We start from the raw sequence: 24,614 nt of genomic DNA on the forward strand, positions 1-24,614 counted from the left end.
ATCCGTTGCAGGCATGAGAGGACCCCACCCCCCATGACCGGACCGACCAGACAGACCGGGCACGCCTGGAAGCGCGCCCTCGGCACCGCCGCCGTCACCGGGGCCGTGCTCGCCGTCACGATCACGCCCGCGGGCGCCGCCGCCTCGGCGCCGGCTCAGGTCCCGGCGGTGGTCCCGGCCGCCACCACGGCCGCCACCACGGCCGCCGCCACCGCGGCCGACGTCGACTACGACACCTGGCAGCGGGACTGCCGGGCGGTGATGAACCGGGCCCTGCCGTACCTGGAGCAGCGGATCGCGGACGCCGAGCCGGGCGAGAAGCAGGCGATCGTCCTGGACATCGACAACACCTCGCTGGAGACCGACTTCGGCTTCAGCTACCCGCAGCCCGCCAACGCTCCGGTCCTGGAGGCGGCCCGGTACGCCCAGGAGCGCGGGGTCGCCCTGTTCTTCGTCACCGCCCGCCCGGGGATCATCTACTGGCCCACCGAGTGGAACCTCGACCACGCCGGCTACGAGTCCTCCGGCCTGTATGTCCGCGGCTTCTTCGATCTGTTCAAGAACGTCGCCGACTACAAGACCGCGCAGCGCCGCGACATCGAGTCGAAGGGCTACACGATCATCGCGAACATCGGCAACAGCCCCACCGACCTGTCGGGCGGCCACGCCGAGAAGACGTTCAAGCTGCCGGACTACGACGGACAGCTGTCGTAACCGGGGCCGGGCAGACGGAAGGGGCCGGTGCTGGACGGCACCGGCCCCTTCCGGGTACGCGCGACGTACGAGGCTTACGCCTCCTTGCTCAGGTTCGGCCCGGCGCCGCCGGCCGCCTGCTCGATCGGCGGGACGTCGGGCAGCGCCGCCTTCTCCTCACCGCGGAAGGTGAAGGTCTGGGACTCGCCCTCGCCCTCGGTGTCCACGACCACGATGTGACCGGGGCGCAGCTCGCCGAAGAGGATCTTCTCCGAGAGGCTGTCCTCGATCTCGCGCTGGATGGTCCGGCGCAGCGGCCGGGCGCCCAGCACCGGGTCGTAGCCCTTCTTGGACAGCAGCTCCTTGGCGGTCTGGGAGAGCTCGATGCCCATGTCCCGGTCCTTCAGGCGCTCGTCCACCTTGCTGATCATCAGGTCGACGATCTTGAGGATGTCACCCTGGCTGAGCTGCGGGAAGACGACCACGTCGTCGACGCGGTTGAGGAACTCGGGCCGGAAGTGCTGCTTGAGCTCGTCCGAGACCTTGTTCTTCATGCGCTCGTAGTTCGACTTCGTGTCGCCCGCGGCGGCGAAGCCGAGGTTGAAGCCCTTGGAGATGTCCCGGGTGCCGAGGTTGGTGGTCATGATGATGACCGTGTTCTTGAAGTCCACGACCCGGCCCTGGGAGTCGGTCAGCCGGCCGTCCTCCAGGATCTGCAGCAGCGAGTTGAAGATGTCCGGGTGGGCCTTCTCGACCTCGTCGAAGAGCACGACGGAGAACGGCTTGCGGCGCACCTTCTCGGTGAGCTGACCGCCCTCCTCGTAGCCCACGTAGCCGGGGGGCGAACCGAAGAGCCGCGAGACCGTGTGCTTCTCGCTGAACTCCGACATGTCGAGGGAGATCAGCGCCTCCTCGTCACCGAAGAGGAACTCGGCCAGCGCCTTGGACAGCTCGGTCTTACCGACGCCGGACGGACCGGCGAAGATGAACGAACCACCCGGACGCTTCGGGTCCTTCAGACCGGCACGCGTACGCCGGATCGCCTTGGACAGCGCCTTGACGGCGTCGTTCTGGCCGATGACCCGCTTGTGCAGCTCGTCCTCCATGCGGAGCAGACGGCTGGACTCCTCCTCGGTCAGCTTGAAGACCGGGATGCCGGTGGCCGTGGCGAGGACCTCGGCGATCAGCTCGCCGTCGACCTCGGCGACGACGTCCATGTCGCCGGCCTTCCACTCCTTCTCCCGCTTGGCCTTGGCGGCCAGGAGCTGCTTCTCCTTGTCACGCAGGGAGGCGGCCTTCTCGAAGTCCTGCGAGTCGATCGCGGACTCCTTGTCCCGGCGGACGCCGGCGATCTTCTCGTCGAACTCGCGCAGGTCCGGCGGCGCGGTCATCCGGCGGATCCGCATCCGGGAGCCGGCCTCGTCGATCAGGTCGATCGCCTTGTCCGGCAGGAAGCGGTCCGAGATGTAGCGGTCGGCCAGGGTGGCGGCCTGGACCAGCGCCTCGTCGGTGATGGAGACGCGGTGGTGCGCCTCGTACCGGTCCCGCAGGCCCTTGAGGATCTCGATGGTGTGCGGCAGGGACGGCTCGGCGACCTGGATCGGCTGGAAGCGGCGCTCCAGGGCCGCGTCCTTCTCCAGGTGCTTGCGGTACTCGTCCAGCGTGGTGGCGCCGATGGTCTGCAGCTCACCGCGGGCCAGCATCGGCTTGAGGATGCTCGCCGCGTCGATGGCGCCCTCGGCGGCGCCCGCACCGACCAGCGTGTGCAGCTCGTCGATGAACAGGATGATGTCGCCGCGGGTGCGGATCTCCTTGAGCACCTTCTTCAGGCGCTCCTCGAAGTCACCGCGGTAGCGGGAGCCGGCGACCAGGGCGCCGAGGTCCAGGGTGTAGAGGTGCTTGTCCTTGAGGGTCTCGGGCACCTCGCCCTTGACGATGGCCTGGGCGAGGCCCTCGACGACGGCGGTCTTGCCGACGCCGGGCTCACCGATCAGGACCGGGTTGTTCTTGGTGCGGCGGGACAGCACCTGCATGACCCGCTCGATCTCCTTCTCGCGCCCGATCACCGGGTCGAGCTTGGACTCGCGAGCGGCCTGGGTGAGGTTCCGGCCGAACTGGTCGAGGACCAGGGACGTGGAGGGCGTGCCCTCGGCAGGACCGCCGGCGGTGGCGGTCTCCTTGCCCTGGTAACCGGAGAGCAGCTGGATCACCTGCTGCCGCACGCGGTTCAGATCAGCGCCCAGCTTGACCAGGACCTGGGCGGCGACACCCTCGCCCTCGCGGATCAGGCCGAGCAGGATGTGCTCCGTGCCGATGTAGTTGTGGCCCAGCTGAAGGGCCTCGCGGAGCGACAGCTCCAGGACCTTCTTGGCACGGGGGGTGAAGGGGATGTGACCCGACGGGGCCTGCTGGCCCTGGCCGATGATCTCCTCCACCTGCTGGCGGACCGCCTCGAGCGAAATCCCGAGGCTCTCAAGGGCCTTGGCGGCGACACCCTCACCCTCGTGGATCAAGCCCAGGAGGATGTGCTCGGTGCCGATGTAGTTGTGGTTGAGCATCCGGGCCTCTTCCTGAGCCAGGACGACAACCCGCCGCGCGCGGTCGGTGAACCTCTCGAACATCGTTAATCGCTCCTCAGAGCGGTCAGGCAGTGGGGGGAACTTCCCCTCCCTGTCCTTCCGCAGCTTAGTCCCGCAAGCGGGGACCGCTCATTCCAACTGCCGACACCGGACCGAGAACCAACACTGCCTCCTGACCCCGAACGCCGACATCTGCTCCAACCCGATGGTGCGAGACGATGTTCCCGCAGGCCAGGCAGTTACCCCTCTCGTCAGTACGCCGATGGCGAACGTGAGACGGCCTGCCCTGCGTGTCGCCCCCTCCCACTAGGGATGTCTTACCCGCCGACACTGACAGTCCATGCGGCGCGCGCCCGCTCCCTCCGCTACGGGCGAACAACCTCGCGCCTGCCTGCACCCCCTGCGCGCCCCCTCTTCGGCACTCAGCGCATTCGCGACAGCACCCAGCGTAACCCGGACGGTCTTTCGACGGTTTCACTTGGCATGTCCGGCACCTCCGTCCCCGAACCTCGCCGGCCCCTCGGGCCGGGCGGGTCCGGCCGCTCGGCCGGGACGGCCGGGCCGACCTGGACGGCCGGAGTGCCCGTGGGTGAGGCGCGGGTCGGCGAGCGGGTGCGGTGGTGGTACGAGAGCGTGCTCGGCTGGGAGACGGCACCGGGGGTTCCGGTACGGCTCCGGGTCGGGGTCCGCTTCGACGTACTGGACGTCCCCGCACGGGCCGGACACGCGGCGCTGCGGCGACTCGGGCCGCACACTCCGGTCGCCGTCCAGGGCGACCGCGTACTGCTGCTGGTCGCCGCGGGCAGCGCGGAGGAGCTGCCGGGGCTGCTGGACTGGCTGGAGTGGGGCTCGCTGCCGCTCGGCCTGACGGCCGTCGGCGAGGGCGGACTCATGGCGGCACCGGCGCCCGGAAGCGGCGTCATGGCGATGCCGGCGCCCGGAAGAGGTGCGCTGCCGGCCCCCGTGTCCGGCGAGCGCGGCTCGTGCGCACAGGGGGCCGCCGAGTGGCTGCGGCCCCCCGAGCCGGGGCGCGAGGTCGAGGCCTCGCTGCCGACACTGTCGGCTTCGGGGTGCGACGAGGGCACCCCCGATCTCGTACGGCTGGTCGACACGGTGGCAGCGGAGTGCCACCGCGTCCGGCTGCGCCGCGTGTGCGCACGACCGCCGGCCGCAGGCTGAATCAGCCGTTCGCCTTCTCGTAGGCCTCGCGGATGCTCGCGGGGACCCGGCCGCGGTCGTTGACCTCGAAACCGTTCTCCTTGGCCCAGGCGCGGATCGCCGCGGTGTCCTGGCTGCCGCTGCTGGAGGCGGAGCGGCCCTTGCCGCGTCCCGAAGAGCGTCCTCCGGTACGACGACCGCCCTTGAGATAGGGCTCGAGAAGGCCGCGCAGCTTGTCCGCGTTGGCGGTGGTGAGATCGATCTCGTACTGCTTGCCGTCCAGCGCGAACGTCACGGTCTCGTCCGCCTCGCCGCCGTCGAGGTCGTCGACAAGAAGGACCTGAACCTTCTGTGCCACCGGATTTCCTTTCATCGATAACTGAGGACCGGGGGTGTGCGGCGTCCCGCCGTATCGCCGCCCCCTGATATATGCAGTACTGCACTACGCCGGAAAGCAAACCGCTTTTGCCGGAAAAACACAAACCCTCGGTCGAGACCGGCAGCCCCGGCCCGGACCGGAAAGATGCGCGTTTCGGACATAGGGCACTGGTGCGCGGCGGTGCCGCGCGGAATAAACCTGTCGGCGCCTGCGGGATGCGCGGCAGATCGGGCCCGGCAGCCTTGTCGATCACAGATGCAGAAGCATCCGGCTGTTGCCCAGGGTGTTCGGTTTCACTCGTTCGAGACCGAGGAACTCGGCGACGCCCTCGTCATAGGAACGAAGCAGCTCCGCGTAGACATCGGTGTCGACCGGCGTCTCTCCGATCTCGGTGAAGCCGTGCTTGCCGAAGAAGTCCGCTTCGAAGGTCAGACAGAAAACCCGGCGAACGCCCAGCCAGCGCGCCGTGTCCAGCAACTTCTCCAGCAGGCGGTGACCGACGCCGGCGCCCTTCAGGCCCGGCTTCACCGCGAGAGTCCGCACTTCCGCGAGGTCCTCCCACATCACGTGCAGGGCGCCGCAGCCGACCACCTCGGCGTTGTCGTCGCGTTCCGCGACCCAGAACTCCTGGATGTCCTCGTAAAGGGTCACCGTGGCTTTGTCGAGCAGGATGCCGTCGCGGACGTAGGCGTCGAGGAGCCGGCGCACGGCAGGGACATCGCTGGTGCGGGCTCGTCGGACCGTGAGGGCTTTTGCGGTGACATCGGGGCGCACTGCTGACATGAGCGGACGCTATCGCCCGTCGTCGCCCCGGGCCGAGTCGGGGTTGGGGGCGGGAGCCGGGTCGGGAGTGGCGTCGGAAGTGGACGCGGGAGTGGCGTCGGAAGCCGGCGCTGGAGTGGGGTTCGCGGCGGGGCCCGGAGAGGACGTCCGCGCGGGCGCCGGGGGCGTATCGGGGATCTCCGGGGTTTCCGGGCCCTGGACGATGCGGATGGCGTCGCGGAGTGCCTGGCGTTGTTCGTCGCTCATCATGCCGAAGAAGGCGACGAGGGCGGCGGCGGGGTTGTCGCTCTGCGACCACGCGTCGTTCATGAGGGCGGCGGCGTAGGCGGCGCGGGTGGAGACGGCCTCATATCGATAGGCCCGGCCTTCCGCCTCACGGCGCACCCAGCCCTTCTGATGGAGATTGTCCAGAACGGTCATCACCGTGGTGTACGCGATGGACCGTTCCTGTTGGAGATCCTCCAGGACTTCCCGAACGGTGACGGGGCGGTTCCACTTCCACACCCGCGTCATGACCGCGTCTTCGAGTTCTCCCAATGGGCGAGGCACAACTCAGCACGATAGTGGGAGTTTGCCGATAATGACGGTACGAACGTGCGTTTTGGGTGACAAACGGGTTCGTGGGGGGACAAATGGGGTGGATGGGGCGCAGAGAGGTGGGCCGTCAGGCCTCTGCGCGCGGGGAGCTCTGCTCCGCGCTCTCCGCGCGCGCGAGGGCGGCGTCCACGGCCGCGTCCTCCTTGGCCTTGTTGGCGCCGCCCTGGGACTTGATGATCACCCTGATCACAGCGATGAAGAGGACGGCCATGACGGCAGGGGGCAGGAGCGCGGAGACGTAGTCCATGGCTCCAGAGTAGCCAGCCGTGGCGGTCAGCCCGCGGCGAGGTGCGGACGGGCGCCGTGGGTGCCCGAGGCGGGCGGGGAGGGCTTGCGGCGGGGGAAGACCTCGCCGGGGGTGGGGATGGGGCGCTTCGGGGTGGCGGGGGCCGGGGTCGCGGGCTGGGGTGCCGGCTTGCGGGCCGGCTTCGGGGCGGGCCTCCGGGCCGGTTCCTTCTCGGGCTTCTCGGCGGGGTCCTGGTCTGCTGCGGTGGGGGTGGCGGGGGTGGCGGTGAGGCCGCCGGGGAGGGCGAGGAGGCGGGTGCGGCCGGGGGTGCGGGCCGGGGGGACGGTGGGGGTGGTGGCGCGGGGCTGGGTCTGGGGCTGGGACCGGGGCCCGGGGTCGGTGAGGGTTCGGCAGCGTGCGAGGAGGGTGGCGGCTGCGGGGTTGCCGCGCAGGGCGCCGAGTGCGGCCAGGTCGTCCCGGCCGGGGTGGTGGCCGGCGCCCAGGGCCTCGTCCAGGAGGGCGAGGTAGCCGGCGGCGGTCCCGGGGAGGGCGGCGCGGTACCGGGCCAGGTCGGCTACCAGGAAGGCGCGCAGCCGGGCGCTCTCCCGCGTCGCCTCGTCGAGCGACTCTGCGAGGCGGAGGCAGTCGTGGGCGTCCTCGGCCGAGACGGGGCTGGGGTTGAGGGCGTGGGCGAGGGCGCGGCGGAGCACACGCAGCTCCTCCACACCGAACGCCATGCCGCCGCGGGATCCGTATGGCGTGGGCATGCGCCGACGATACGCGCTAATCAGACAAACTCGACATAGCGTGCGGGTGTGGCGCGGGGGTGCCACCCGGGTGGGGGCCGGGGTGCCTCCGGCGGTTCGGTGGCGGTGCGGCGTGCGAGGGCGGTGCCTGCGGCGGCCTGCGCGGGTTCGGTGGGGGCTGGACCGCAAGCGGCGCTGCACCGACCCACCCACGCGGGCGGCAGGCCCACGCCACCGCGGGCAGTCGTGCCTCCCCCTGTGCCTGAAGGGGCTGGGGGGCACCCCCAAGGCGGCATACCGGTGGCGTCGGGCCGGGCGACCCGCCACCGGCGTGCCGCCGCGGGACTACAGGCGGGACACGTTGCGTTCGTAGACCAGTCGGAGCCCGATCAGCGTGAGCCACGGCTCGTGCTCGTCGATGACCGAGGACTCGCCGAGCACCATCGGCGCCAGCCCACCCGTGGCGATCACGGTCACGTCCTCGGGGTCGTCCGCCAGCTCGCGGGCCATGCGGCTGACGACGCCGTCGACCTGTCCGGCGAAGCCGTAGACGATGCCCGCCTGCATCGCCTCGACCGTGTTCTTGCCGATGACGCTCCGCGGTCGCGCCACCTCGATCTTGCGGAGCTGCGCGCCCTTGACGCCGAGCGCGTCGACGGAGATCTCGATGCCGGGGGCGATGACCCCGCCGACGTACTCCCCGCGCCCGCTGACCGCGTCGAACGTCGTCGCCGTGCCGAAGTCGACGACGATCGCCGGACCGCCGTAGAGGTCGACCGCCGCGACCGCGTTGATGATGCGGTCGGCACCCACCTCCTTGGGGTTGTCCGTGAGGATCGGCACCCCCGTCTTGACGCCCGGTTCGACCAGGACCGCGGGCACGTCGCCGTAGTAGCGGCGGGTCACCTCGCGGAGTTCGTGCAGGACCGAGGGGACGGTCGCGCAGATGGCGATGCCGTCGATGCCGTCGCCCAGTTCGTCGCCGAGGAGCGGGTGCATACCCATCAGGCCCTGCAGCAGCACCGCGAGCTCGTCGGCCGTGCGGCGCGCGTCCGTGGAGATGCGCCAGTGCTCGACGATGTCGTCGCCGTCGAAGAGGCCGAGGACGGTCTGGGTGTTGCCTACGTCGATCGTCAGCAGCATGGGTCGCTCTCCTACTCCGCCGCGCGCAGGTCGAGTCCGATGTCCAGGATCGGAGAGCTGTGGGTGAGGGCCCCTACGGCCAGGTAGTCGACGCCCGTCGTGGCGTAGGCCTTGGCGTTGGACAGGGTGAGGCGGCCGGAGGCCTCCAGGGCGGCCCGGCCGTCGACCAGGGCCACCGCCTCCTCGCACTCGCCGGGCGTGAAGTTGTCCAGCAGGATCAGGTCGGCGCCCGCGTCCAGGACCTCGCGGAGCTGGTGCAGGGTGTCGACCTCGACCTCGATGGGGACGTCGGGGAAACGGTCGCGGACCGCCTGGAACGCCTGGGCGACGCCGCCCGCGGCCACCACGTGGTTGTCCTTGACCAGGGCCGCGTCCGAGAGGGACATGCGGTGGTTGACGCCGCCGCCGCAGCGCACCGCGTACTTCTCCAGGCTGCGCAGGCCCGGGGTGGTCTTGCGGGTGTCGCGGACACGTGCCCCGGTGCCGTCCAGAGCGTCCGCCCACGCGCGCGTGGCGGTCGCGATGCCCGACAGGCGGCACAGGAGGTTCAGTGCGCTGCGCTCGGCGGTGAGGAGGTCGCGGGTGCGGGTGGTCACCGACAGCAGTTTCCGGCCCGGTGCCACGCGGTCGCCGTCCTCGGCATGGCGTTCCACCTCCAGTTCGTCCGTGCAGACCACGGAGAGGATCGCCTCGGCGACCCGCAGGCCCGCGACGACGCCGGCCTCACGGGCGGTGAAGTCGGCGGTGGCCACCGCGTCCTCGGGGATCGTGGCGACCGTCGTCACGTCCACGCCGCCCGCCAGGTCCTCCTCGACCGCGAGGTGGGCGATGTCCTCGACCTCCACGGGGTCGAGGCCGGCGTCGGCCAGGAGCTGGGCGAGCGCGGGGTCGAGGCCGCACTCCAGGTACTCCTCGTCGGCTCCGCAGGCGCAGCCGTCGCCGCAGCCTCCGTCGGAGACGAGGGGAAGGTCGGGGGAGGTCACGTCGGTCACTGCTCCTGGGGGCTCTGCGTGGGCTGTCCGGTCGGGGGGAAGTCGGTGGTCTGCGTGGTGTGCACGGCGAGGCTGCGGTCCGGGTTCAGGCGTACGACGACGTGGCGGCGCCAGGCGGTGTCGTCGCGGTCCGGGTGGTCCTCGCGCCAGTGGCAGCCGCGGGTCTCGTCACGCAGCGCCGCCGCCGCGACCAGGACCCGGGCGACGCACAGGAGGTTGGTGGCCTCCCACGTGTCGACACCCGGCTCGGAGGTCTTGCCGTGCTCGTGCAGGGCGTCGCGCGCCTGGGTGTGGAGGTGCTGGAGCCGGTCGGCGGCGAGGGCGAGGGAGTCCGCGGAGCGCAGGACGCCCGCGCCGTCGGTCATGATCCGCTGGATGGTGAAGCGGGCCTCCGGGGGCAGGAGGGGGTGCTCGGGGACCTCCGGGTACGGCGTGATGTGCGGCACGCGCGCGCGGAGGCTGCCGTCCGCCTTGTCCGCCGCGATGTCCACCGCGATGCGTTCGGCGTAGACCAGGCCTTCGAGGAGGGAGTTGGAGGCCAGCCGGTTGGCGCCGTGCACGCCGGTGCAGGCGACCTCCCCGCACGCGTACAGGCCGGGCACCGTGGTGCGGCCCTGCGCGTCGGTGCGGACGCCACCGGAGGCGTAGTGGGCGGCCGGGGCGATCGGGATGGGCTCGGTGACCGGGTCGATGCCGTTGGCGCGGCAGGCGGCGAGGATGGTCGGGAAGCGGTGCTGCCACATGTCGGCGCCGAAGTGCCGGGCGTCGAGGTACATGTGCTCGGCGTCCCGCTCCTGCATGCGCCGCATGATGCCCTTGGCGACGATGTCCCGGGGAGCGAGTTCCGCCAGTTCGTGCTGCCCCTGCATGAAGCGCACGCCGTCGGCGTCGACCAGGTGGGCGCCCTCGCCGCGTACCGCCTCCGAGACCAGGGGCTGCTGGCCCTCGGCGTCCGTGCCCAGGAAGAGGACGGTGGGGTGGAACTGGACGAACTCGAGGTCGCTCACCTCGGCGCCCGCGCGCAGGGCGAGGGCCACGCCGTCGCCGGTGGAGACCGAGGGGTTGGTGGTGGCCGAGAAGACCTGGCCCATGCCTCCGGTCGCCAGGACCACGGCGGGGGCGTGGACGGCTCCCACGCCGTCGTGCTGGCCTTCCCCCATGACGTGCAGCGTGACGCCCGCGGTGCGTCCTTCGGTGTCCGTGAGGAGGTCGAGGACCAGCGCGTTCTCGACGGTGCGGATCCCGCACGCGCGTACCGCCTCGACCAGGGCGCGGGAGATCTCCGCGCCGGTCGCGTCGCCGCCGGCGTGTGCGATGCGGCGGCGGTGGTGGCCGCCCTCGCGGGTCAGTTCCAGGCCGCCCTCGGTGGACTCGTCGAACTGCGCGCCGGTGGCGATCAGCCGGCGTACGGCGTCGGGTCCCTCGGTGACGAGGATGCGGACCGCCTCCTCGTCGCACAGGCCGGCGCCCGCCACCAGGGTGTCGTCCAGGTGCTGTTCGGGGGTGTCGCCCTCGCCGAGGGCCGCGGCGATACCACCCTGCGCCCAGCGGGTGGAGCCGTCGTCGAGGCGGGCCTTGGTGACGACGACGGTGTGCAGACCGGCCGCCTCGCAGCGCAGGGCGGCGGTGAGACCGGCGACGCCGGAGCCCACGACGACCACTTCCGCTTCGACGGCCCAGCCCGGCGCGGGCGCGTGCAGTCCTATGCCTGTGCTGGTCACGAGGCGGCTCCGAAGGTGAGGGGGAGGTTGTCGATCAGCCGGGTCGAGCCGACCCGGGCGGCCACGGCGAGGACGGCCTGGCCGGTGAAGTCGTCCCCGATCTCGGTGAAGTCCGACGGGTCCACCAGGGCCAGGTAGTCCAGCTCCAGCGGCGGGGTGAACCGGGCCGCGTCGTCCAGGACCAGGCGGGCGGCGGCGCGGACGGCTGCGGCGGCGGCCGGCACGGCCTTGGACACGGCGTGCGCGTCGGCCGCCGCGCGGGACTCGCCCAGGGCACTGAGCGCCTCGGCACGCGCGCGCGTGGCGGGCACCTCGCGGGCCCGCGCGCGCAGCGCCTCCTGCGCGGCATGCCGGTCTCCGCCCGCGAACAGCGCCTGGGACAGGGCCAGTGCGGTACGCCGCTCCTCGGGCGAGAGGTAACGGTTGCGGCTGGAGAGGGCCAGACCGTCCTCCTCGCGGACGGTGGGGACGCCGACGATCTCCACGCCGAAGTCCAGGTCGCGCACCATGCGGCGGATCAGGGCCAGCTGCTGGGCGTCCTTCTGGCCGTACAGCGCCAGGTCGGGCCGGGTGAGGTGGAGCAGCTTGGCGACGACGGTGAGCATGCCGTCGAAGTGGCCGGGGCGGGAGGCGCCCTCCAGGCGTTCGCCCATGGGGCCCGCGCTGATGCGGACCTGCGGCTCGCCGCCGGGGTAGACCTCGTCGGCGGACGGGGCGAAGACGGCGTCCGCCCCCGACTCGGCGGCGATCTTGACGTCGGCTTCCAGGGTGCGCGGGTAGCGGTCCAGGTCCTCGCCCGCGCCGAACTGCAGCGGGTTGACGAACACGGTGACCACGACCTCGCCGTCCGGGCCTGCGATCGCGCGGGCCGTGCGGATCAGCGTGGCGTGGCCCTCGTGCAGGGCGCCCATGGTCATCACGACGGCCCGGCGGCCGCTGCGCACGCGCGCGTGCAGCTCGTCGGCGGTGCGCAGCAGGGCGGTGGTCATCGGGCCTCTCCCTCGGTGCCGTGCGTCCCGTCGGCGAGTACCCCGAGCAGGTCCTCCGCCAGCTCCGGCTTGAGCAGTCCGTGCGCGAGCGCCCGGTCGGCGGTCGCACGGGCCATCGCCAGATAGCCGGCGACTGCCTGCGGGGCGTGCGCCCGCAGCTCCTCGATGTGCGCGGCGACCGTACCGGCGTCGCCGCGCGCGACGGGGCCGGTCAGGGCCGCGTCACCGGAGCGCAGGGCGTTGTCCAGGGCGGCGCCCAGCAGCGGGCCGAGCATCCGGTCGGGGGCCTCGACGCCGGCCGTCCGCAGCAGCTCCATGGCCTGGGCGACCAGGGTGACCAGGTGGTTGGCACCGAGCGCGAGCGCCGCGTGGTAGAGCGGGCGCCGGTCCTCGGCGATCCACTCCGGCTCGCCGCCCATCTCGATGACCAGGGCCTCGGCGGCCAGCCGCAGCTCCTCTGGCGCTGTGACGCCGAAGGAACAGCCGGCCAGCCGCTGCACGTCCACGGGGGTGCCGGTGAAGGTCATCGCGGGGTGCAGGGCGAGCGGCAGGGCGCCGGCGCGCAGGGCGGGGTCGAGGACCTTCGCGCCGTACCGCCCCGAGGTGTGCACCAGGAGCTGGCCGGGCCGCACCGCGCCGGTTTCGGCGAGGCCGGTCACCAGGCCGGGCAGAGCGTCGTCGGGCACGGTCAGCAGCACCAGCTCGGCGCGCTGCAGGACCTCGGCGGGCGGCACCAGAGGCACGTCGGGGAGCAGCTCGGCGGCACGCCGCCGGGAGGCGTCGGAGACGCCGGATGCGGCCACCGGGCGGTGCCCGGCGAGCTGGAGCGACGCGGCGAGCGCGGGACCCACGCGGCCTGCGCCGACGACGCCGACGGTGAGCCGCGCCGGACGGTCCTGGGGATCTGGCTGTGGGGTTGTGTTCACGCGAGGGTGGCCTTCCCGTTCCAGTCCGCTCGGGGTACCGGACGATTTCTCGTCATGTTAACGCGATCGGTTCGAGGGGTGTTCGGTCGTCCACAGGCTGTGGGAAAGGGCACGCCGCAACGGCACACCACCGGGGGCGGAGCGGGGAGCGGGAAAGCGGGTGACCCCGGACTGCGCCGCCCGGCATGATCTTCTTATGACTGACACGGCGGAGCAGGGCCGCGCACCGGACGGGCGGGAATCGCAGGCGGAACGGTACGCGCGGCTGCGGAGGCGGCGGGTCGCCGCCCACCGCACGGCAAGACTTGCCCTCGCCCGCCCGAGCCACGCGGCGACGCTGCGCGACCGCCTCGCGGTGCTGGACGCCGCGGCGGGCCGGTACGACCTGGACGAGCCGGTGGACCTGTACGGCAACGGCGTCGTCGAGGCCCTGGAGGAGAAGGTCGCCGTGCTGCTGGGCACGGAGGCCGCCGCGTTCTTCCCGACCGGCACGATGGCCCAGCAGGTGGCGCTGCGCTGCTGGGCGGCCCGTACCGGCAACCCGGCCGTGGCCCTGCATGCGCTCAGCCATCCCGAAGTCCATGAACGCAATGCGTTCAGCCAGGTCAGCGGGTTGCGACCGGTGCGGGTGACCAGCGCGCCCCGGCTGCCGACGGCCGACGAGGTGCGTGACTTCGAGGAGCCCTTCGGTGCGCTGATGCTGGAGCTGCCGCTGCGGGACGCGGGCTTTGTGCTGCCGTCCTGGGAGGAGCTCAGCGGTGTCGTGGAGGCCGCGCGGGAGCGCGACGCTGTGGTGCACTTCGACGGGGCCCGGCTGTGGGAGTCCACCGTGCACTTCGGCCGGCCGCTGGAGGAGATCGCGGGCCTGGCCGACACCGTCTACGTGTCGTTCTACAAGTCCCTCGGTGGCTTCGGCGGCGCTGCGCTCGCCGGGCCGCAGAGCCTGGTCGAGGAGGCGCGGACCTAGCGGCACCGCTACGGCGGCGCGCTGTTCCAGCAGTTCCCCACGGCCCTGTCGGCGCTGGCGGGACTGGAGCGGGAGCTGCCCCGGCTGCCGGAGTACGTCGCCCACGCGCGCGTGGTGGCCGCCGCGCTGCAGGAGGGCTTCGCCTCGGCCGGGGTGCCGTGGGCGGGGTTGCGGCCCGAGGTGCCGCACACGCACGAGTTCCAGATCTGGCTGCCGTACGCCGAGGACGCCCTGACCGAGGCTGCGCTCGCCCAGGCGGAGGAGACGGGCGTCCTGCTCTTCGGCAGCCCGTGGGACGCCCTCGGGCCCGATCTGGCGGTCACCGAGGTGACGGTGGGCACCGCGGGCCTGGAGTGGAACGCCGAGGACGTGACGGCCGCGGTCGCCGACTTCGTCTCCCGGCTGTCCGCCTGAGGCAGCCTCAGGGCGGCACCGAGAGCAGGCCGGCCGCTGGATCAGGTCAGCAGGTGGATCAGTTCAGCAGGTGGATCAGTTCAGCAGGTGGATCAGTTCAGCAGGTGGATCAGTTCAGCAGGTGGAGCGCGGTCGTACGGGCAGCGCGCGGGTTCCGGTGCGCCGCAGCCGGCGGGCGAGTGCCCGGCGCAGCCGCCCGCGGGCCGGACGGCCGGCGAGGGCCGCACGGAACCGCCGCCGTTCCCGCCACGCTTCCACGACCTGCCGCTCGTGGACGCCGGGCGCCGGCGGGGCGTACTCGCCGCGCTGCCGGGCGCGGTGGACGGCGAGGATGTGTTCCTGCGTGATGCTCATGGCTGATCGCCCTCTCGGGTCGTAGGAGGATCCCGGGAGACGGCCGGGGACGGGAAGGGTGGAGTGATCGGGCTCCGCGGCCGCCCCGCCGGCTCCGGTGGTCCGGTGGTCCGGTGGCTCCACTCTGCGCCGCCCACGCCGGTCGCGTCGTGCGGATTGACGACCGCCGTCAATCCGCGGCGGCGTTGTCAGTGGTGGGGTGCACCATGAGGGCATGAGCGTGAGTATCGACATCGCGGGGCTGCGGCCGGAGAGGATCGCCGTCGTGCCCTCGCCCCTCGCCGAGCTCGGCATGGCGCTGCACGCGCTGTCCGAGCCGGCGCACCATCCCGGCCTGCAGGGATGGGTGACGGGCGTGACGGCCCGGCTCGACCCGCATCTGGCCGACCGGATGTGCGAGGCAGACTTCCTGTGGCGGACGACGTTCTCGGACCTGTTCATGCCGTTCGCCGGCGCCCCCGGCGGCGGCACGCTGCCGGGCGCGACCCTGGCCGAGGACCTGGACCTGCTGGACAAGCTCTCCGACGAGCAGTTCGCGGACGCCGCACTGGAGTTCACCTGCGCCCTGCCGTACAGCACCGGCGGGGCCTCGGTCCTCGCGGACGCGGAGATGCGCCGGCGGGCGCTGGACCTGGCCGCGGCGCGCGGGCCGCAACAGCTGCGGTTCAGTGAGCGGCTGCTGGCCGACCCGCCGCGGATCCGGGCGTGGCTGCGGCAGTTCGCCCAGGACTGCGACGAGGCGTTCTTCGCGGAGGCCTGGTCCCGGCTGCGCCACCAGCTCGCGGCGGACGCCCGGCACAAGACGGAGCTGCTGCGCCGCAGAGGCCTGGGGGAGGCACTGGCCGCGGTGTCCGCGGCGGTGTCGCTGGACGAGGCCACCGGGCGGATCACCGTGGACAAGCTCGGCGACGGCCGGACGGCCACGGGCGACGGCGGCCTGCTGCTGCTCCCCACCAGTCTGGGCCGGCCCCACCTGATGGTGCTGCACCGCCACGGCTGGCAGCCGGTGCTGCACTACCCGGTGGGCTCCCCGGAGCTCTCCCCGCCCGCCTCCGTCGAGCTGCTCACCCTGCGGATGACCGCGCTGGCCCACCCGATGCGGATGCGGCTCTGCCGCCATCTGGCGCGCAGCGCGTACACCACGGGCGAGCTGGCGCAGACGCACGGCGTGACGGCCCCGGAGATATCCCGGCACCTGGGGGTGCTGAAGAAAGCGGGCCTGATCACCACGCGCCGCCGCGGGCGGTATGTGCTGTACCAGCTGGACGTGGCCGTGGTGGCGCGGCTCGGCAGCGAGTTCCTGGAGGGCATCCTGCGCTGACGCCGGTGCGCTGCAGCCGGCCGGGCGCCGGGCGGCGGGCCCCGCCGGCGGGCAGACCCCGTCGGACAGCCGGCCCCGTACATCGGCCGAGCCCGCCCGTGCGTCAGTCGATGCGGATATGCCGAATGCCCACCCGTGCCTGGCGGAGCCGGGTCCGCAGCGGGCCCTCGGTGTTGGGCCGCAGAGTGAGCCCGGCCAGGACGGCGATGCGGTCCGCGGTCTTCGGCACGGTGAAGTCGTCCGTCCACAGATGCTCGGCGAACTCCGGTTCGCGCAACCGCTCCAGGCAGTGGTCGAGCTGCCGGACGGCCCAGCCGTCCCGGCGCGGGCCGGTGTTCCTCCCGGTGGCGTACCGGAGCACGTGCCCCAGGCCCCGCTCGCGCAGCCGCCGCAGTACGGTCTCCCTCCGCGCGAGCAGGGTGAAGTGCCGGACGTCGTGCCCGAGTTCGCGCAGCCGGCCCACGGTCTCGGCGAAGTACCGGGAGTCGGTGACCGTCATCGGCGCGATCACCGGGCCGTCGTGCTCGGCCAGGGTGAGGTCCAGTACCTCGACCACACCCTGCCGCCAGGCGGCCAGGTCCTGGAAGTCGTGGCGCAGTCCGGGCGGCAGCATGCGGCGCAGGCCGAAGCCGGCGTGTTCGGGGTCGCAGATGACGCTGCCGGGCAGCCGGCGCCGTATCTCGTGTGCGGTCTGTGTCTTGCCGCCCCCGAAGGGGCCGTTGATCCACAGGAGCATGCGCAGACCCTACCGACGCCGCGCCGCCCGCGGGGGCGGGTCGCGGACGCCGGTTCAGCCGTGTCCGCCGGCCCGCACCAGACCCGTCTCGTAGGCCAGGACCACCACCTGCACCCGGTCCCGGAGGCCAAGCTTGGTCAGGATGCGGCCCACGTGCGTCTTCACGGTCGCCTCCGACAGCACCAGCCGGGCCGCGATCTCGCCGTTGGACAGGCCCTGCGCGACCAGCACCATCACCTCGCGCTCGCGCTCGGTGAGTCGCTGCAGCTCCTGGTGCTGGGGCTCCTTCCCGCCGCCCGGCAGCATCGGCGCGAAGCGGTCCAGCAGCCGCCGGGTGGTGGAGGGGGCGACCACCGCGTCACCGCTGTGCACGGAGCGGATCGCGGCGAGCAGTTCGCCGGGCGGGACGTCCTTGAGCATGAAGCCGGAGGCCCCGGCCTTCAGCGCGGAGAACGCGTACTCGTCGAGGTCGAAGGTGGTCAGGATCAGCACCTTCGGCGCCTCGGGGTCGGTGCAGATCCGGCGGGTGGCCTCCACGCCGTCCAGCTTCGGCATGCGCACATCCATCAGGACGACGTCCACGCCGGTGGAGCGGAGCACCTCCAGGGCCTCGACGCCGTCGCCCGCCTCCGCGACGACCTCCATGTCCGGCTGTGCGGCGAGCACCATCCGGAACCCGGTGCGCAGCAGCACCTGGTCGTCGACGAGCATCACGCGGATCGTCATCGGGCCTCTTCCATTTCCGTGTGTCGTACCGAGGGGGCGTACTCGGGTGGTCCCGGAGCTTGCCGGGAGGACCGGGAGCGCGGGGTCCGGTGGGCGCTTCAGGTCGCGGGTTTGAGCGGGAGCAGTGCACTGATGCGGAATCCTCCGCCGGGGCGCGGACCCGCGTCCAGTGTGCCGCCGACCATGCCGACCCGCTCCCGCATGCCGATCAGGCCGTGGCCCCGGCCGTCGAAGCCGCCCTCCTCGTACAGCTCGTGGGGGGCGCCCTTGCCGTCGTCCTCGACGAGCAGCCCGAGGCCGTCGTCGAAGTAGACCAGGCGCACACTGGCGCCCGCGTTCGGGCCGGCGTGCTTGCGGGTGTTGGTGAGCGCCTCCTGCACGATGCGGTACGCGGTCAGCTCCACACCGCTGGGCAGTGCACGGGGCGTGCCCTCGATCTTGAAGTCCACCGGCAGGCCGGAGCTGCGGCACTGCTCGACCAGGTCCTCGATCTGCCGGACGTCGGGCTGCGGGACGTACTCCCCGGCCTCCTGGTGCTCCCCGGTGCGCAGCACACCGAGCAGGCGGCGCATCTCGGCGAGGGCCTGGCGGCCGGTGGAGGAGATGGTCTCCAGGGCCTTCTTCGCCTGGTCGGGCGCGGTGTCCAGGACGAACGCGGCGCCGTCGGCCTGCACCACCATGACCGAGACGTTGTGGGCGACGACGTCGTGCAGTTCGCGGGCGATCCGGGCGCGCTCGGCGGCGACCGCGACCTTGGACTGCGCCTCGCGCTCCTTCTCCAGCCGGGCGGCGCGCTCCTCCAGCTGTGCGAAGTAGGCGCGCCGGGTGCGGATGGAGTCGCCGAGCACCCAGGCCAGCGCGAACGGCACCGTCTGGAATACCGTGATCAGGACGTTGCCGGCCACGCCGGTCTGCTCCGTGGGCCAGCGCAGCTGGGCCAGCGGTGCCGCGCACAGGCCCATGGCCAGGGCGGTCCGGGACGCCCAGCGGGCGCCCGTCGCCGCCACGGTGTAGACGATCACCAGCAGCGCGAAGTCGGCCGGCATCACGCCGACGTCCAGCACCAGCTGGCCCAGGCCGAGGACGACGGCCAGCAGCAGCATCCTCTCCGGCATCCGCCGGCGCAGCGCGATCACCAGGCAGAGCAGGACCACGAACGGAACGATCACCGCCGGGGCGTCCGTCCCGGCCTCCTCCTGGACCGTGCCCACGGACACCACGGAGATTCCGAGAAGGAAGACGGCCCAGAAGCTGTCGACCCCGGTCGGGTGTCTGCGGAGGAAGTCGTAGAGGCGCTGCACGTAACCCAGCGTAGGGAAGCGGGATAGGTGCAGGGGTCAACCGGAGGACCGATCCCGACCGGCCGCGCATACTCCGCAAGGTGGAGGTTCCGTTCTCCTGTGCGGCTGTCGCCTGTCCTAATCTGGGCCGGTGAACGCGGGAACAGCGGGTGAATGGCGGAGCTGGCGGGCAGCGGCGCAGGAGGCGCTGTACGGACCGGAGGGCTTCTACCGCGGGCCCGGCGGCCGGCCGGCCGCGCACTTCCGTACGTCCGTGCACGCGTCGTCGCTGTTCGCGCGCGCGGTGGCGCGGCTGCTGTGCCGGGTCGACGCGGTGCTGGGCCGGCCCGCGACACTGGACTTCGTGGACATGGCGGCCGGACGCGGCGAGCTGGTCTCCGGCGTCCTCGGCGCGCTGCCCGCCGAGGTGGCCGCCCGCGCGCGCGGGTACGCCGTGGAGGTCGCCGCTCGCCCCGAGGGCCTGGACGACCGGATCGAGTGGCTCACCGAGCCGCCCCGAGGGGTGACGGGGCTGCTGTTCGCCAACGAATGGCTGGACAACGTACCCGTGGAGATCGCCGAGGTGGACCCCGCGGGAGTGGCCCGGCGGGTGCTCGTCCGGGACGACGGGACGGAGCGGCTCGGGGAACCGGTCGGCGGGGCGGAGGCCGAGTGGCTGGCGCGCTGGTGGCCGCTGCCGGCCGAGCCCGGGCTGCGGGCGGAGATCGGGCTCCCCCGGGACGCCGCCTGGGCCGCCGCCGTGGCCACGCTGGACCGGGGTCTCGCCGTCGCCGTGGACTACGCCCACACCCGTGACGCCCGCCCGCCGTTCGGCACCCTGACCGCCTACCGCGGCGGCCGGGAGACGTCCGCGGTCCCGGACGGCTCGTGCGACCTCACCGCCCACGTCGCCCTGGACGCGTGCGCGCGGGCGGGCGCGGCGGCCGGCGGGGGCCCGGCGGGCGCTCCGGCGCGGATGCTCCCCGGTGCCCGGCTGCTGCCCCAGCGCGACGCCCTGCGCGCGCTGGGGGTCTCGGGTGCGCGCCCCCCGCTCGCGCTGGCCTCCGCCCGCCCCGCGGAGTACGTACGCGCTCTCGCGAGCGCCGGGGAGGCCGCCGAGCTGACCGCGCCGGGCGGGCTCGGGGACTTCACCTGGCTGCTCCAGCCGGTGGGCCCGCGGGACGTGGCCGGGCTACTTGTCGATGTCGCCGACCACGAAGAACATTGACCCCAGGATCGCGACCATGTCCGAGACCAGCGTCCCGGGCAGCAGCTCGGTCAGCACCTGGATGTTGTTGTACGACGCCGAGCGCAGCTTCAGCCGGTACGGCGTCTTCTCGCCCTTGCTGACCAGGTAGTAGCCGTTGATACCGAGCGGGTTCTCGGTCCAGGCGTAGGTGTGCCCCTCCGGCGCCTTCAGCACCTTCGGCAGCCGCTGGTTGACCGGGCCGGGCGGCAGCTCGGCGAGCCGGTCCAGACAGGCGTCGGCGAGCTCGAGGGCGTTGTGCGTCTGGTGCAGCAGGCACTCGAAGCGGGCGAGGCAGTCGCCCTCCTCGCGGGTGACCACCTTCAGCGTGTCCCGCAGCTCCCCGTACGCCAGGTACGGCTCGTCGCGGCGCAGATCGAAGTCGACGCCCGAGGCCCGCCCGATCGGCCCGCTCACCCCGTAGGCGTGCACGGCCGCCGCGGGCAGCACCCCCACACCGCGGGTCCGCCCGCGGAAGATCTCGTTGCCGAGGACCAGGTCGTCGAAGACGTCCATCCGCGAGCGCACCGCCGTGACGGCCTCACGCGCGCGTGCCGTCCAGCCGGCCGGCAGGTCCTCCTTGAGGCCGCCGACGCGGTTGAACATGTAGTGCATCCGCCCGCCGGAGACCTCCTCCATCACGTTCTGCAGCACCTCGCGCTCCCGGAACGCGTAGAAGACCGGGGTGATGCCGCCCAGCTCCAGCGGATAGGAGCCCAGGAACATCAGGTGGTTGAGCACCCGGTTCAGCTCCGCCAGCAGAGTGCGCAGCCACACCGCGCGCGTGGGCACCTCCATACCGAGCATCCGCTCCACCGCGAGCACCACACCCAGCTCGTTGGAGAACGCCGACAGCCAGTCGTGCCGGTTGGCGAGCACGATGATCTGGCGGTAGTCGCGGGCCTCGAACAGCTTCTCCGCGCCCCGGTGCATATAGCCGATCACGGGCTCCGCGCGTGTGATGCGCTCCCCGTCCAGGAGCAGCTTCAGCCGCAGCACGCCGTGGGTCGACGGGTGCTGCGGCCCGATGTTGAGCACCATGTCGGTGCTCTCCGCGGCGCCGCCGATACCGACCATGGTCTCCGTACTGGGAGTCATGGACCCAGTCTCCCCTACGTACGCTGGCCTCATGGAGACGGGGAGCCCGGATCGGCCGGGAACTGCGACGGAAGACGAGCCGGTGTGGACCGCGCTGCCACCGGGGCTGCTGCGCATGCGGCGGCTGCTGCTGGTGGTGTGGCTGGGGCTGCTGACGCTGGCCGCCGGGCTGCTGCCCGGCCTGCTGGCCGGTCCCGCCTGGGCGGCGTTCGCGCTGCTGCCGCTGGCGCTGACGGTCTGGGGCTGGTCCCTGGTGGAGCGCAACTGGCGCTCCTGGCGGTACGCCGAGCGCGCCGACGACCTGCTGATCAACCGCGGTGTGCTGTGGCAGCAGCAGACGATCGTGCCGTACGGCCGGATGCAGCTGGTCGAGGTGACCTCCGGGCCGGTCGAGCGGCACTTCGGGCTGGCCAGCGTGCAGCTGCACACGGCCGCCGCCGCGACCGACGCGACCATCCCGGGCCTCGATCCGGCCGAGGCGGAGCGGCTCCGCGACCGGCTCTCCGAGCTGGGCGAGGCCCGATCGGCGGGGCTGTGACCGTGCCCGAGGCCAGCGAGCCCGAGACCAGAACTCCGGACACCAGAGCCCCCGAGACCGGACAGGCCGGGACCGCAGGGGCCAAGAGCACACGCGCCGAGAACCCAGGGGCCGAGAGCGGAGAGGCCATGACCGCAACGGCCGGGGCCGGAGGGGCCGAGGGTGGGACGAACGAGGCCCCGGGAGCCGGCGATCACGGGGTGGCCGAGCAGCGGCTGCACCCGATCACTCCGCTGCGGCGGGCCTGGGCGCCGGTCGCCGTGCTGATCGGCTGGGCCGTGCACGACCCCGACCAGGCGCACCGCCAGCTCACCAACCTGACCACCACCACACTGCTGATCGCCCTCGCCGTGATCCTGCCGACCGCAGCCCTCTACGGCTTCCTGACCTGGTGGTTCACTCACTTCGCGGTGACCGGGTCCGAGTTGCGCATCCGTACCGGCCTGGTCTTCAGGCGCACCGCGCACATCCGGCTGGAACGTATCCAGGCCATCGACGTCACCCAGCCGCTGCTCGCCCGGGTCACGGGCGTCGCCAAACTCCGGCTCGACGTCATAGGCACCGACAAGAAGGACGAACTGGCCTTCCTCGGCGCCGACGAGGCACGCGTGCTGCGGGCCGAACTGCTCGCGCGCGCGGCAGGATTCGCGCCCGAGACCGCCCACGAGGTCGGCGAGGCACCCGCCACCCGGCTGCTGCGGGTGCCGCCCGGCGTCCTCGCCGTCTCCCTGCTGCTGACCGGCGGCACCTGGGGCATGCTGGCCGGCGCAGTCGCCGTACCCACCGTGCTGTGGCTGGTCACCCACAACCTGTGGACGGTCGTCGCCACCGCGGTACCGCTGGCGGGCGCCGCCGGCGCGAACAGCGTCGGGCGGTTCGTCGGCGAGTACGACTGGACCGTGGCCCAGTCCCCGGACGGGCTGCGCGTCGACCACGGGCTGCTGGACCGGGCCCACGAGACGGTGCCGCCGGGGCGGGTGCAGACCGTGCGGATCGTGGAGCCGCTGCTGTGGCGCCGGCTGGGCTGGGTGCGGGTGGATCTGGACGTGGCCGGGTCGTCGAACTCACTGCTGCTCCCCGTCGCCCCGCGCGAGATCGCCGAGTCCGTCGTCGCGCGCGTGCTGCCCGGGGTGACCGTGCCGCCGCGGTCCGCGCTGTCCCTCCCGCCGCGCCGCGCCGCCCGCTGCACGCCGCTGTGGTGGCGCGGCTACGGGTTCACCGTCACCGACTCGGTGTTCGCCGCGGGATCCGGGCTGCTGAAGCGGACGCTGGCCCTGGTGCCGCACGCCAAGGTGCAGAGCGTCCGGCTGGAGCACGGGCCGTGGCAGCGGGCGATGCGGGTCGCCGACGTGCATGTGGACACCGGGGCGAACAAGACCGTGACGGCACGGCAGCGCGACCTCGGCGAGGCGGCCGAGTTGCTCCGCGATCAGGCGGAGCGGTCCCGGACGGGACGCCGCGACGCACGACCGGACCGGTGGATGACCTCCTGAGCCGGGCAGCGGGGGTGACGCCGGAGGAGGTGGCAGCGGCGGTGGTCAGGACACCGCGCTGCGCAGCCCCTCGACGTCGATCTGCTCGGTCTCGTCGTGCGCCGTCAGGTCGATCACCTGGCCGGCCGCCCGGGATTCCTCGTCGGCCGGCTTGAACCCGGCCTCGGCCTCCGCCTTGTGCAGGGCGAGGGCCTCCTGGCCGACGACGTCGGCGAGGTCCTCGTTCTGGACGGCCTCCAGGGCGCTGCCGGACGCCTCTTCACGCGGCCCGGCCGCCTGGCCGTCCTCGGCGCCGGAGTCCGGCGCCTTGGTGCCGAAGAAGTCGAACCCGCCCTCGGTCACCGGCCGGGACGGCGCCGCGGCCGGTACGACGGCCACCGCGGTCGGCACGGTGAAGTGCCCGGTCGCCCGCCGCGTCGGCTGGGCGGGCAGCGGGGCGGGAGTCGCGGCGGGGTGCACGGGCGCGTCGGCGGCCTCGGGCGCCCCCTGGGGCTCGTCCTCCCGCACGGGCGCGGCCGGCGCGTCGGCGGCATCGGCGTCGGCATCGGCATCGCGGCGCCCGCCGCCACCGCCGTCGTCACCGCCGTGCCCGTCGTCGCCAGCGGTGCCGTCGGAGCCGTCGGGACCGGCGGGACCGGCGGAAGCGTCGGCCCCGTCTGCACCGGCTGCGCTGCCGGCATCGTCAGACCCGTCGGCACCGCCGTCACCGGCGTTCCCGTCGCCAGCGGCGTCCTCGGGCGCCGCGTCCGCCTCCCCGCCCCGGTCGAGGCGCGCCAGCGCCGTGCCCGCCCGCAGGAACAGCCGGGAGCCCTCCGGGGAGAACACCGCGGGCGGCTCCGGCCGCTCCTGCGCGTCCTCGGTATCCGTCTCCTGCACGCCCTCCGCCGCCGTCTCCACCGCCGGCGCCGACCGGCCCGCCGGGAGAGCCGGGGCAGGCGCCGTGCCTTCTATCTCCAGTCGGCGGCGGCCCTCCAGGGCGCTGGCCCGCTCCGTCTCCGCCGTGGCGTACCGCCGCAGCAGGGAGGCGTGCTCGTTGCGCAGCCCGGCCAGTTCCGCGCGCTTGGAGCGCAGCCGCTGCTCCAGCCGCTTGCGCAGCTCGCGCGACTCCTCCAGGTCGGACTCCAGTTCGGCGACCCGCTCCTCGTACCGCCACTCGTCGCTCGCACGCGCGCGCGTGAGGTCGGCGACGCGCTTGCCTGCCTGGGTGTCCCAGCGGCGCATGACGACCGCACCGGCGACCGCGGTCGCCGCCGCCGCGGCGGCCAGCGCGCGCAGCACCACGGTCTCGCTGAACACCCAGGGGCCGAGGGCGCAGACGGCGGACACGCCTGCGATCGCCGACGGAGGAAGCAGCCGGTGCAGGGGCGGGGAATGGCGATGACGTCCACGTGGCATGGCCAGAAACTTACCGCGCGTAGGCGTTTCTTGGCTCCCCCGCCCCCGTAAAAAGACTGCGATACCGGAAGGGTTCACCGGCGGTCGGAGAACACCGGGTGAATAGACCCGAGA

General features: G+C 72.9%; 23 protein-coding genes and 1 pseudogene. 7 read left to right on the plus strand and 17 right to left on the minus strand.

Features of this window, described 5'->3' with window-relative positions; all coding sequences use genetic code 11:
* Nucleotides 1–33: 33 nt before the first annotated feature.
* Nucleotides 34–714: an HAD family acid phosphatase gene (locus V5O46_RS12035; RefSeq protein ID WP_332884541.1), complete on the plus strand. Its 681-nt coding sequence runs from the start codon at nt 34–36 to the stop codon at nt 712–714.
* A 74-nt stretch (nt 715–788) separates the two neighbouring features.
* Here V5O46_RS12035 and V5O46_RS12040 read toward each other — a convergent pair whose 3' ends face one another.
* The gene (locus tag V5O46_RS12040; RefSeq protein ID WP_332884542.1) at nt 789–3,314 is read right to left on the minus strand and encodes an ATP-dependent Clp protease ATP-binding subunit; all 2,526 of its coding nucleotides are present in this window, start codon (nt 3,312–3,314) and stop codon (nt 789–791) included.
* 441 nt (nt 3,315–3,755) lie between these two features.
* Between V5O46_RS12040 and V5O46_RS12045 the strand changes: the two genes are divergently transcribed.
* A complete protein-coding gene (locus V5O46_RS12045) occupies nt 3,756–4,451 on the plus strand; it encodes an SCO3374 family protein (RefSeq protein ID WP_408648972.1) in 696 nt (231 codons plus the stop codon).
* A 1-nt stretch (nt 4,452) separates the two neighbouring features.
* On the opposite strand, the gene V5O46_RS12050 is transcribed toward V5O46_RS12045, so the two are convergent.
* The 10 genes from V5O46_RS12050 to V5O46_RS12095 form a co-directional block, all read right to left on the minus strand.
* Nucleotides 4,453–4,788, minus strand: coding sequence for a histone-like nucleoid-structuring protein Lsr2 (locus tag V5O46_RS12050; RefSeq protein WP_332884544.1), 336 nt, complete (start codon nt 4,786–4,788; stop codon nt 4,453–4,455).
* A gap of 270 nt (nt 4,789–5,058) precedes the next feature.
* On the minus strand, nt 5,059–5,592 hold the full coding sequence (locus V5O46_RS12055) for an amino-acid N-acetyltransferase (RefSeq protein ID WP_332884545.1): 534 nt from the start codon (nt 5,590–5,592) through the stop codon (nt 5,059–5,061).
* 9 nt (nt 5,593–5,601) lie between these two features.
* Nucleotides 5,602–6,105 (minus strand): BlaI/MecI/CopY family transcriptional regulator, encoded by a 504-nt coding sequence (locus V5O46_RS12060; RefSeq protein ID WP_332884546.1) that lies wholly within the window; start codon nt 6,103–6,105, stop codon nt 5,602–5,604.
* A gap of 151 nt (nt 6,106–6,256) precedes the next feature.
* Entirely contained in the window at nt 6,257–6,436 is a 180-nt protein-coding gene (locus V5O46_RS12065; protein ID WP_332884547.1) for a hypothetical protein, read from the minus strand.
* 26 nt (nt 6,437–6,462) lie between these two features.
* Nucleotides 6,463–7,182: a hypothetical protein gene (locus V5O46_RS12070; RefSeq protein WP_332884548.1), complete on the minus strand. Its 720-nt coding sequence runs from the start codon at nt 7,180–7,182 to the stop codon at nt 6,463–6,465.
* A 324-nt stretch (nt 7,183–7,506) separates the two neighbouring features.
* Nucleotides 7,507–8,304, minus strand: a complete 798-nt coding sequence (locus V5O46_RS12075) for a type III pantothenate kinase (protein WP_332884549.1) — start codon at nt 8,302–8,304, stop codon at nt 7,507–7,509.
* 11 nt (nt 8,305–8,315) lie between these two features.
* The gene (nadC, locus tag V5O46_RS12080) at nt 8,316–9,287 is read right to left on the minus strand and encodes a carboxylating nicotinate-nucleotide diphosphorylase (RefSeq protein ID WP_332884764.1); all 972 of its coding nucleotides are present in this window, start codon (nt 9,285–9,287) and stop codon (nt 8,316–8,318) included.
* 5 nt (nt 9,288–9,292) lie between these two features.
* Nucleotides 9,293–11,017: an L-aspartate oxidase gene (locus V5O46_RS12085; protein ID WP_332884550.1), complete on the minus strand. Its 1,725-nt coding sequence runs from the start codon at nt 11,015–11,017 to the stop codon at nt 9,293–9,295.
* Entirely contained in the window at nt 11,014–12,006 is a 993-nt protein-coding gene (gene panC, locus V5O46_RS12090) for a pantoate--beta-alanine ligase (RefSeq protein ID WP_332884551.1), read from the minus strand. Before panC ends, V5O46_RS12085 begins: the two co-directional genes overlap by 4 nt.
* Complete coding sequence (locus V5O46_RS12095) at nt 12,003–12,932, minus strand: Rossmann-like and DUF2520 domain-containing protein (RefSeq protein ID WP_332884552.1); 930 nt, start codon at nt 12,930–12,932, stop codon at nt 12,003–12,005. The genes panC and V5O46_RS12095 overlap by 4 nt, the downstream gene beginning before the upstream one ends.
* 196 nt (nt 12,933–13,128) lie before the next feature.
* On the opposite strand from V5O46_RS12095, the pseudogene V5O46_RS12100 reads away from it, so the two are divergent.
* A pseudogene (locus tag V5O46_RS12100) lies at nt 13,129–14,313 on the plus strand (threonine aldolase family protein).
* Between the two features lie 114 nt (nt 14,314–14,427).
* Here V5O46_RS12100 and V5O46_RS12105 read toward each other — a convergent pair.
* Complete coding sequence (locus tag V5O46_RS12105) at nt 14,428–14,667, minus strand: hypothetical protein (RefSeq protein WP_332884553.1); 240 nt, start codon at nt 14,665–14,667, stop codon at nt 14,428–14,430.
* A gap of 214 nt (nt 14,668–14,881) precedes the next feature.
* Here V5O46_RS12105 and V5O46_RS12110 point away from each other — a divergent pair, with 214 nt between their 5' ends.
* The gene (locus V5O46_RS12110) at nt 14,882–15,988 is read left to right on the plus strand and encodes a DUF5937 family protein (RefSeq protein WP_332884554.1); all 1,107 of its coding nucleotides are present in this window, start codon (nt 14,882–14,884) and stop codon (nt 15,986–15,988) included.
* 103 nt (nt 15,989–16,091) lie between these two features.
* On the opposite strand, the gene V5O46_RS12115 is transcribed toward V5O46_RS12110, so the two are convergent.
* The 3 genes from V5O46_RS12115 to V5O46_RS12125 form a co-directional block, all read right to left on the minus strand.
* Complete coding sequence (locus V5O46_RS12115) at nt 16,092–16,724, minus strand: AAA family ATPase (RefSeq protein ID WP_332884555.1); 633 nt, start codon at nt 16,722–16,724, stop codon at nt 16,092–16,094.
* Between the two features lie 54 nt (nt 16,725–16,778).
* A complete protein-coding gene (locus V5O46_RS12120) occupies nt 16,779–17,450 on the minus strand; it encodes a response regulator transcription factor (protein ID WP_332884556.1) in 672 nt (223 codons plus the stop codon).
* A gap of 98 nt (nt 17,451–17,548) precedes the next feature.
* On the minus strand, nt 17,549–18,751 hold the full coding sequence (locus V5O46_RS12125) for a sensor histidine kinase (protein ID WP_332884557.1): 1,203 nt from the start codon (nt 18,749–18,751) through the stop codon (nt 17,549–17,551).
* Nucleotides 18,752–18,881: 130 nt separating this feature from the next.
* Between V5O46_RS12125 and V5O46_RS12130 the strand changes: the two genes are divergently transcribed.
* A complete protein-coding gene (locus V5O46_RS12130; RefSeq protein ID WP_332884558.1) occupies nt 18,882–19,958 on the plus strand; it encodes an SAM-dependent methyltransferase in 1,077 nt (358 codons plus the stop codon).
* On the opposite strand, the gene V5O46_RS12135 is transcribed toward V5O46_RS12130, so the two are convergent.
* The gene (locus tag V5O46_RS12135) at nt 19,923–21,074 is read right to left on the minus strand and encodes an NADH-quinone oxidoreductase subunit D (protein WP_332884559.1); all 1,152 of its coding nucleotides are present in this window, start codon (nt 21,072–21,074) and stop codon (nt 19,923–19,925) included. The genes V5O46_RS12130 and V5O46_RS12135 overlap by 36 nt on opposite strands.
* Nucleotides 21,075–21,105: 31 nt before the next feature.
* On the opposite strand from V5O46_RS12135, the gene V5O46_RS12140 reads away from it, so the two are divergent.
* Both V5O46_RS12140 and V5O46_RS12145 read left to right on the plus strand, forming a co-directional pair.
* Nucleotides 21,106–21,612 carry a PH domain-containing protein gene (locus V5O46_RS12140; protein ID WP_332884560.1) on the plus strand — a complete coding sequence of 169 codons (507 nt, stop codon included), beginning with the start codon at nt 21,106–21,108 and terminating at the stop codon, nt 21,610–21,612.
* 128 nt (nt 21,613–21,740) lie between these two features.
* A complete protein-coding gene (locus tag V5O46_RS12145; RefSeq protein ID WP_332884561.1) occupies nt 21,741–23,105 on the plus strand; it encodes a PH domain-containing protein in 1,365 nt (454 codons plus the stop codon).
* A gap of 45 nt (nt 23,106–23,150) precedes the next feature.
* Here the strand turns inward: V5O46_RS12145 and V5O46_RS12150 are convergent, their stop codons facing one another.
* Nucleotides 23,151–24,500, minus strand: a complete 1,350-nt coding sequence (locus V5O46_RS12150; RefSeq protein ID WP_332884562.1) for a hypothetical protein — start codon at nt 24,498–24,500, stop codon at nt 23,151–23,153.
* Nucleotides 24,501–24,614: the final 114 nt, after the last annotated feature.

It is taken from the genome of Streptomyces poriticola, assembly GCF_036689765.1.
Taxonomy (GTDB): Bacteria; Actinomycetota; Actinomycetes; order Streptomycetales; family Streptomycetaceae; genus Streptomyces; species Streptomyces poriticola.

What these genes read in the sequence shown, in the direction of transcription:
- V5O46_RS12035 (WP_332884541.1), top strand. Translation starts at nt 34, where the DNA reads ATGACCGGACCGACCAGACAGACCGGGCACGCCTGGAAGCGCGCCCTC.
- V5O46_RS12040 (WP_332884542.1), bottom strand. Translation starts at nt 3,314, where the DNA reads ATGTTCGAGAGGTTCACCGACCGCGCGCGGCGGGTTGTCGTCCTGGCT.
- V5O46_RS12045 (WP_408648972.1), top strand. Translation starts at nt 3,756, where the DNA reads ATGTCCGGCACCTCCGTCCCCGAACCTCGCCGGCCCCTCGGGCCGGGC.
- V5O46_RS12055 (WP_332884545.1), bottom strand. Translation starts at nt 5,592, where the DNA reads ATGTCAGCAGTGCGCCCCGATGTCACCGCAAAAGCCCTCACGGTCCGA.
- V5O46_RS12060 (WP_332884546.1), bottom strand. Translation starts at nt 6,105, where the DNA reads ATGACGCGGGTGTGGAAGTGGAACCGCCCCGTCACCGTTCGGGAAGTC.
- V5O46_RS12065 (WP_332884547.1), bottom strand. Translation starts at nt 6,436, where the DNA reads ATGGACTACGTCTCCGCGCTCCTGCCCCCTGCCGTCATGGCCGTCCTC.
- V5O46_RS12070 (WP_332884548.1), bottom strand. Translation starts at nt 7,182, where the DNA reads ATGCCCACGCCATACGGATCCCGCGGCGGCATGGCGTTCGGTGTGGAG.
- V5O46_RS12075 (WP_332884549.1), bottom strand. Translation starts at nt 8,304, where the DNA reads ATGCTGCTGACGATCGACGTAGGCAACACCCAGACCGTCCTCGGCCTC.
- panC (WP_332884551.1), bottom strand. Translation starts at nt 12,006, where the DNA reads ATGACCACCGCCCTGCTGCGCACCGCCGACGAGCTGCACGCGCGCGTG.
- V5O46_RS12105 (WP_332884553.1), bottom strand. Translation starts at nt 14,667, where the DNA reads ATGAGCATCACGCAGGAACACATCCTCGCCGTCCACCGCGCCCGGCAG.
- V5O46_RS12110 (WP_332884554.1), top strand. Translation starts at nt 14,882, where the DNA reads ATGAGCGTGAGTATCGACATCGCGGGGCTGCGGCCGGAGAGGATCGCC.
- V5O46_RS12115 (WP_332884555.1), bottom strand. Translation starts at nt 16,724, where the DNA reads ATGCTCCTGTGGATCAACGGCCCCTTCGGGGGCGGCAAGACACAGACC.
- V5O46_RS12120 (WP_332884556.1), bottom strand. Translation starts at nt 17,450, where the DNA reads ATGACGATCCGCGTGATGCTCGTCGACGACCAGGTGCTGCTGCGCACC.
- V5O46_RS12135 (WP_332884559.1), bottom strand. Translation starts at nt 21,074, where the DNA reads ATGACTCCCAGTACGGAGACCATGGTCGGTATCGGCGGCGCCGCGGAG.
- V5O46_RS12140 (WP_332884560.1), top strand. Translation starts at nt 21,106, where the DNA reads ATGGAGACGGGGAGCCCGGATCGGCCGGGAACTGCGACGGAAGACGAG.
- V5O46_RS12145 (WP_332884561.1), top strand. Translation starts at nt 21,741, where the DNA reads ATGACCGCAACGGCCGGGGCCGGAGGGGCCGAGGGTGGGACGAACGAG.
- V5O46_RS12150 (WP_332884562.1), bottom strand. Translation starts at nt 24,500, where the DNA reads ATGCCACGTGGACGTCATCGCCATTCCCCGCCCCTGCACCGGCTGCTT.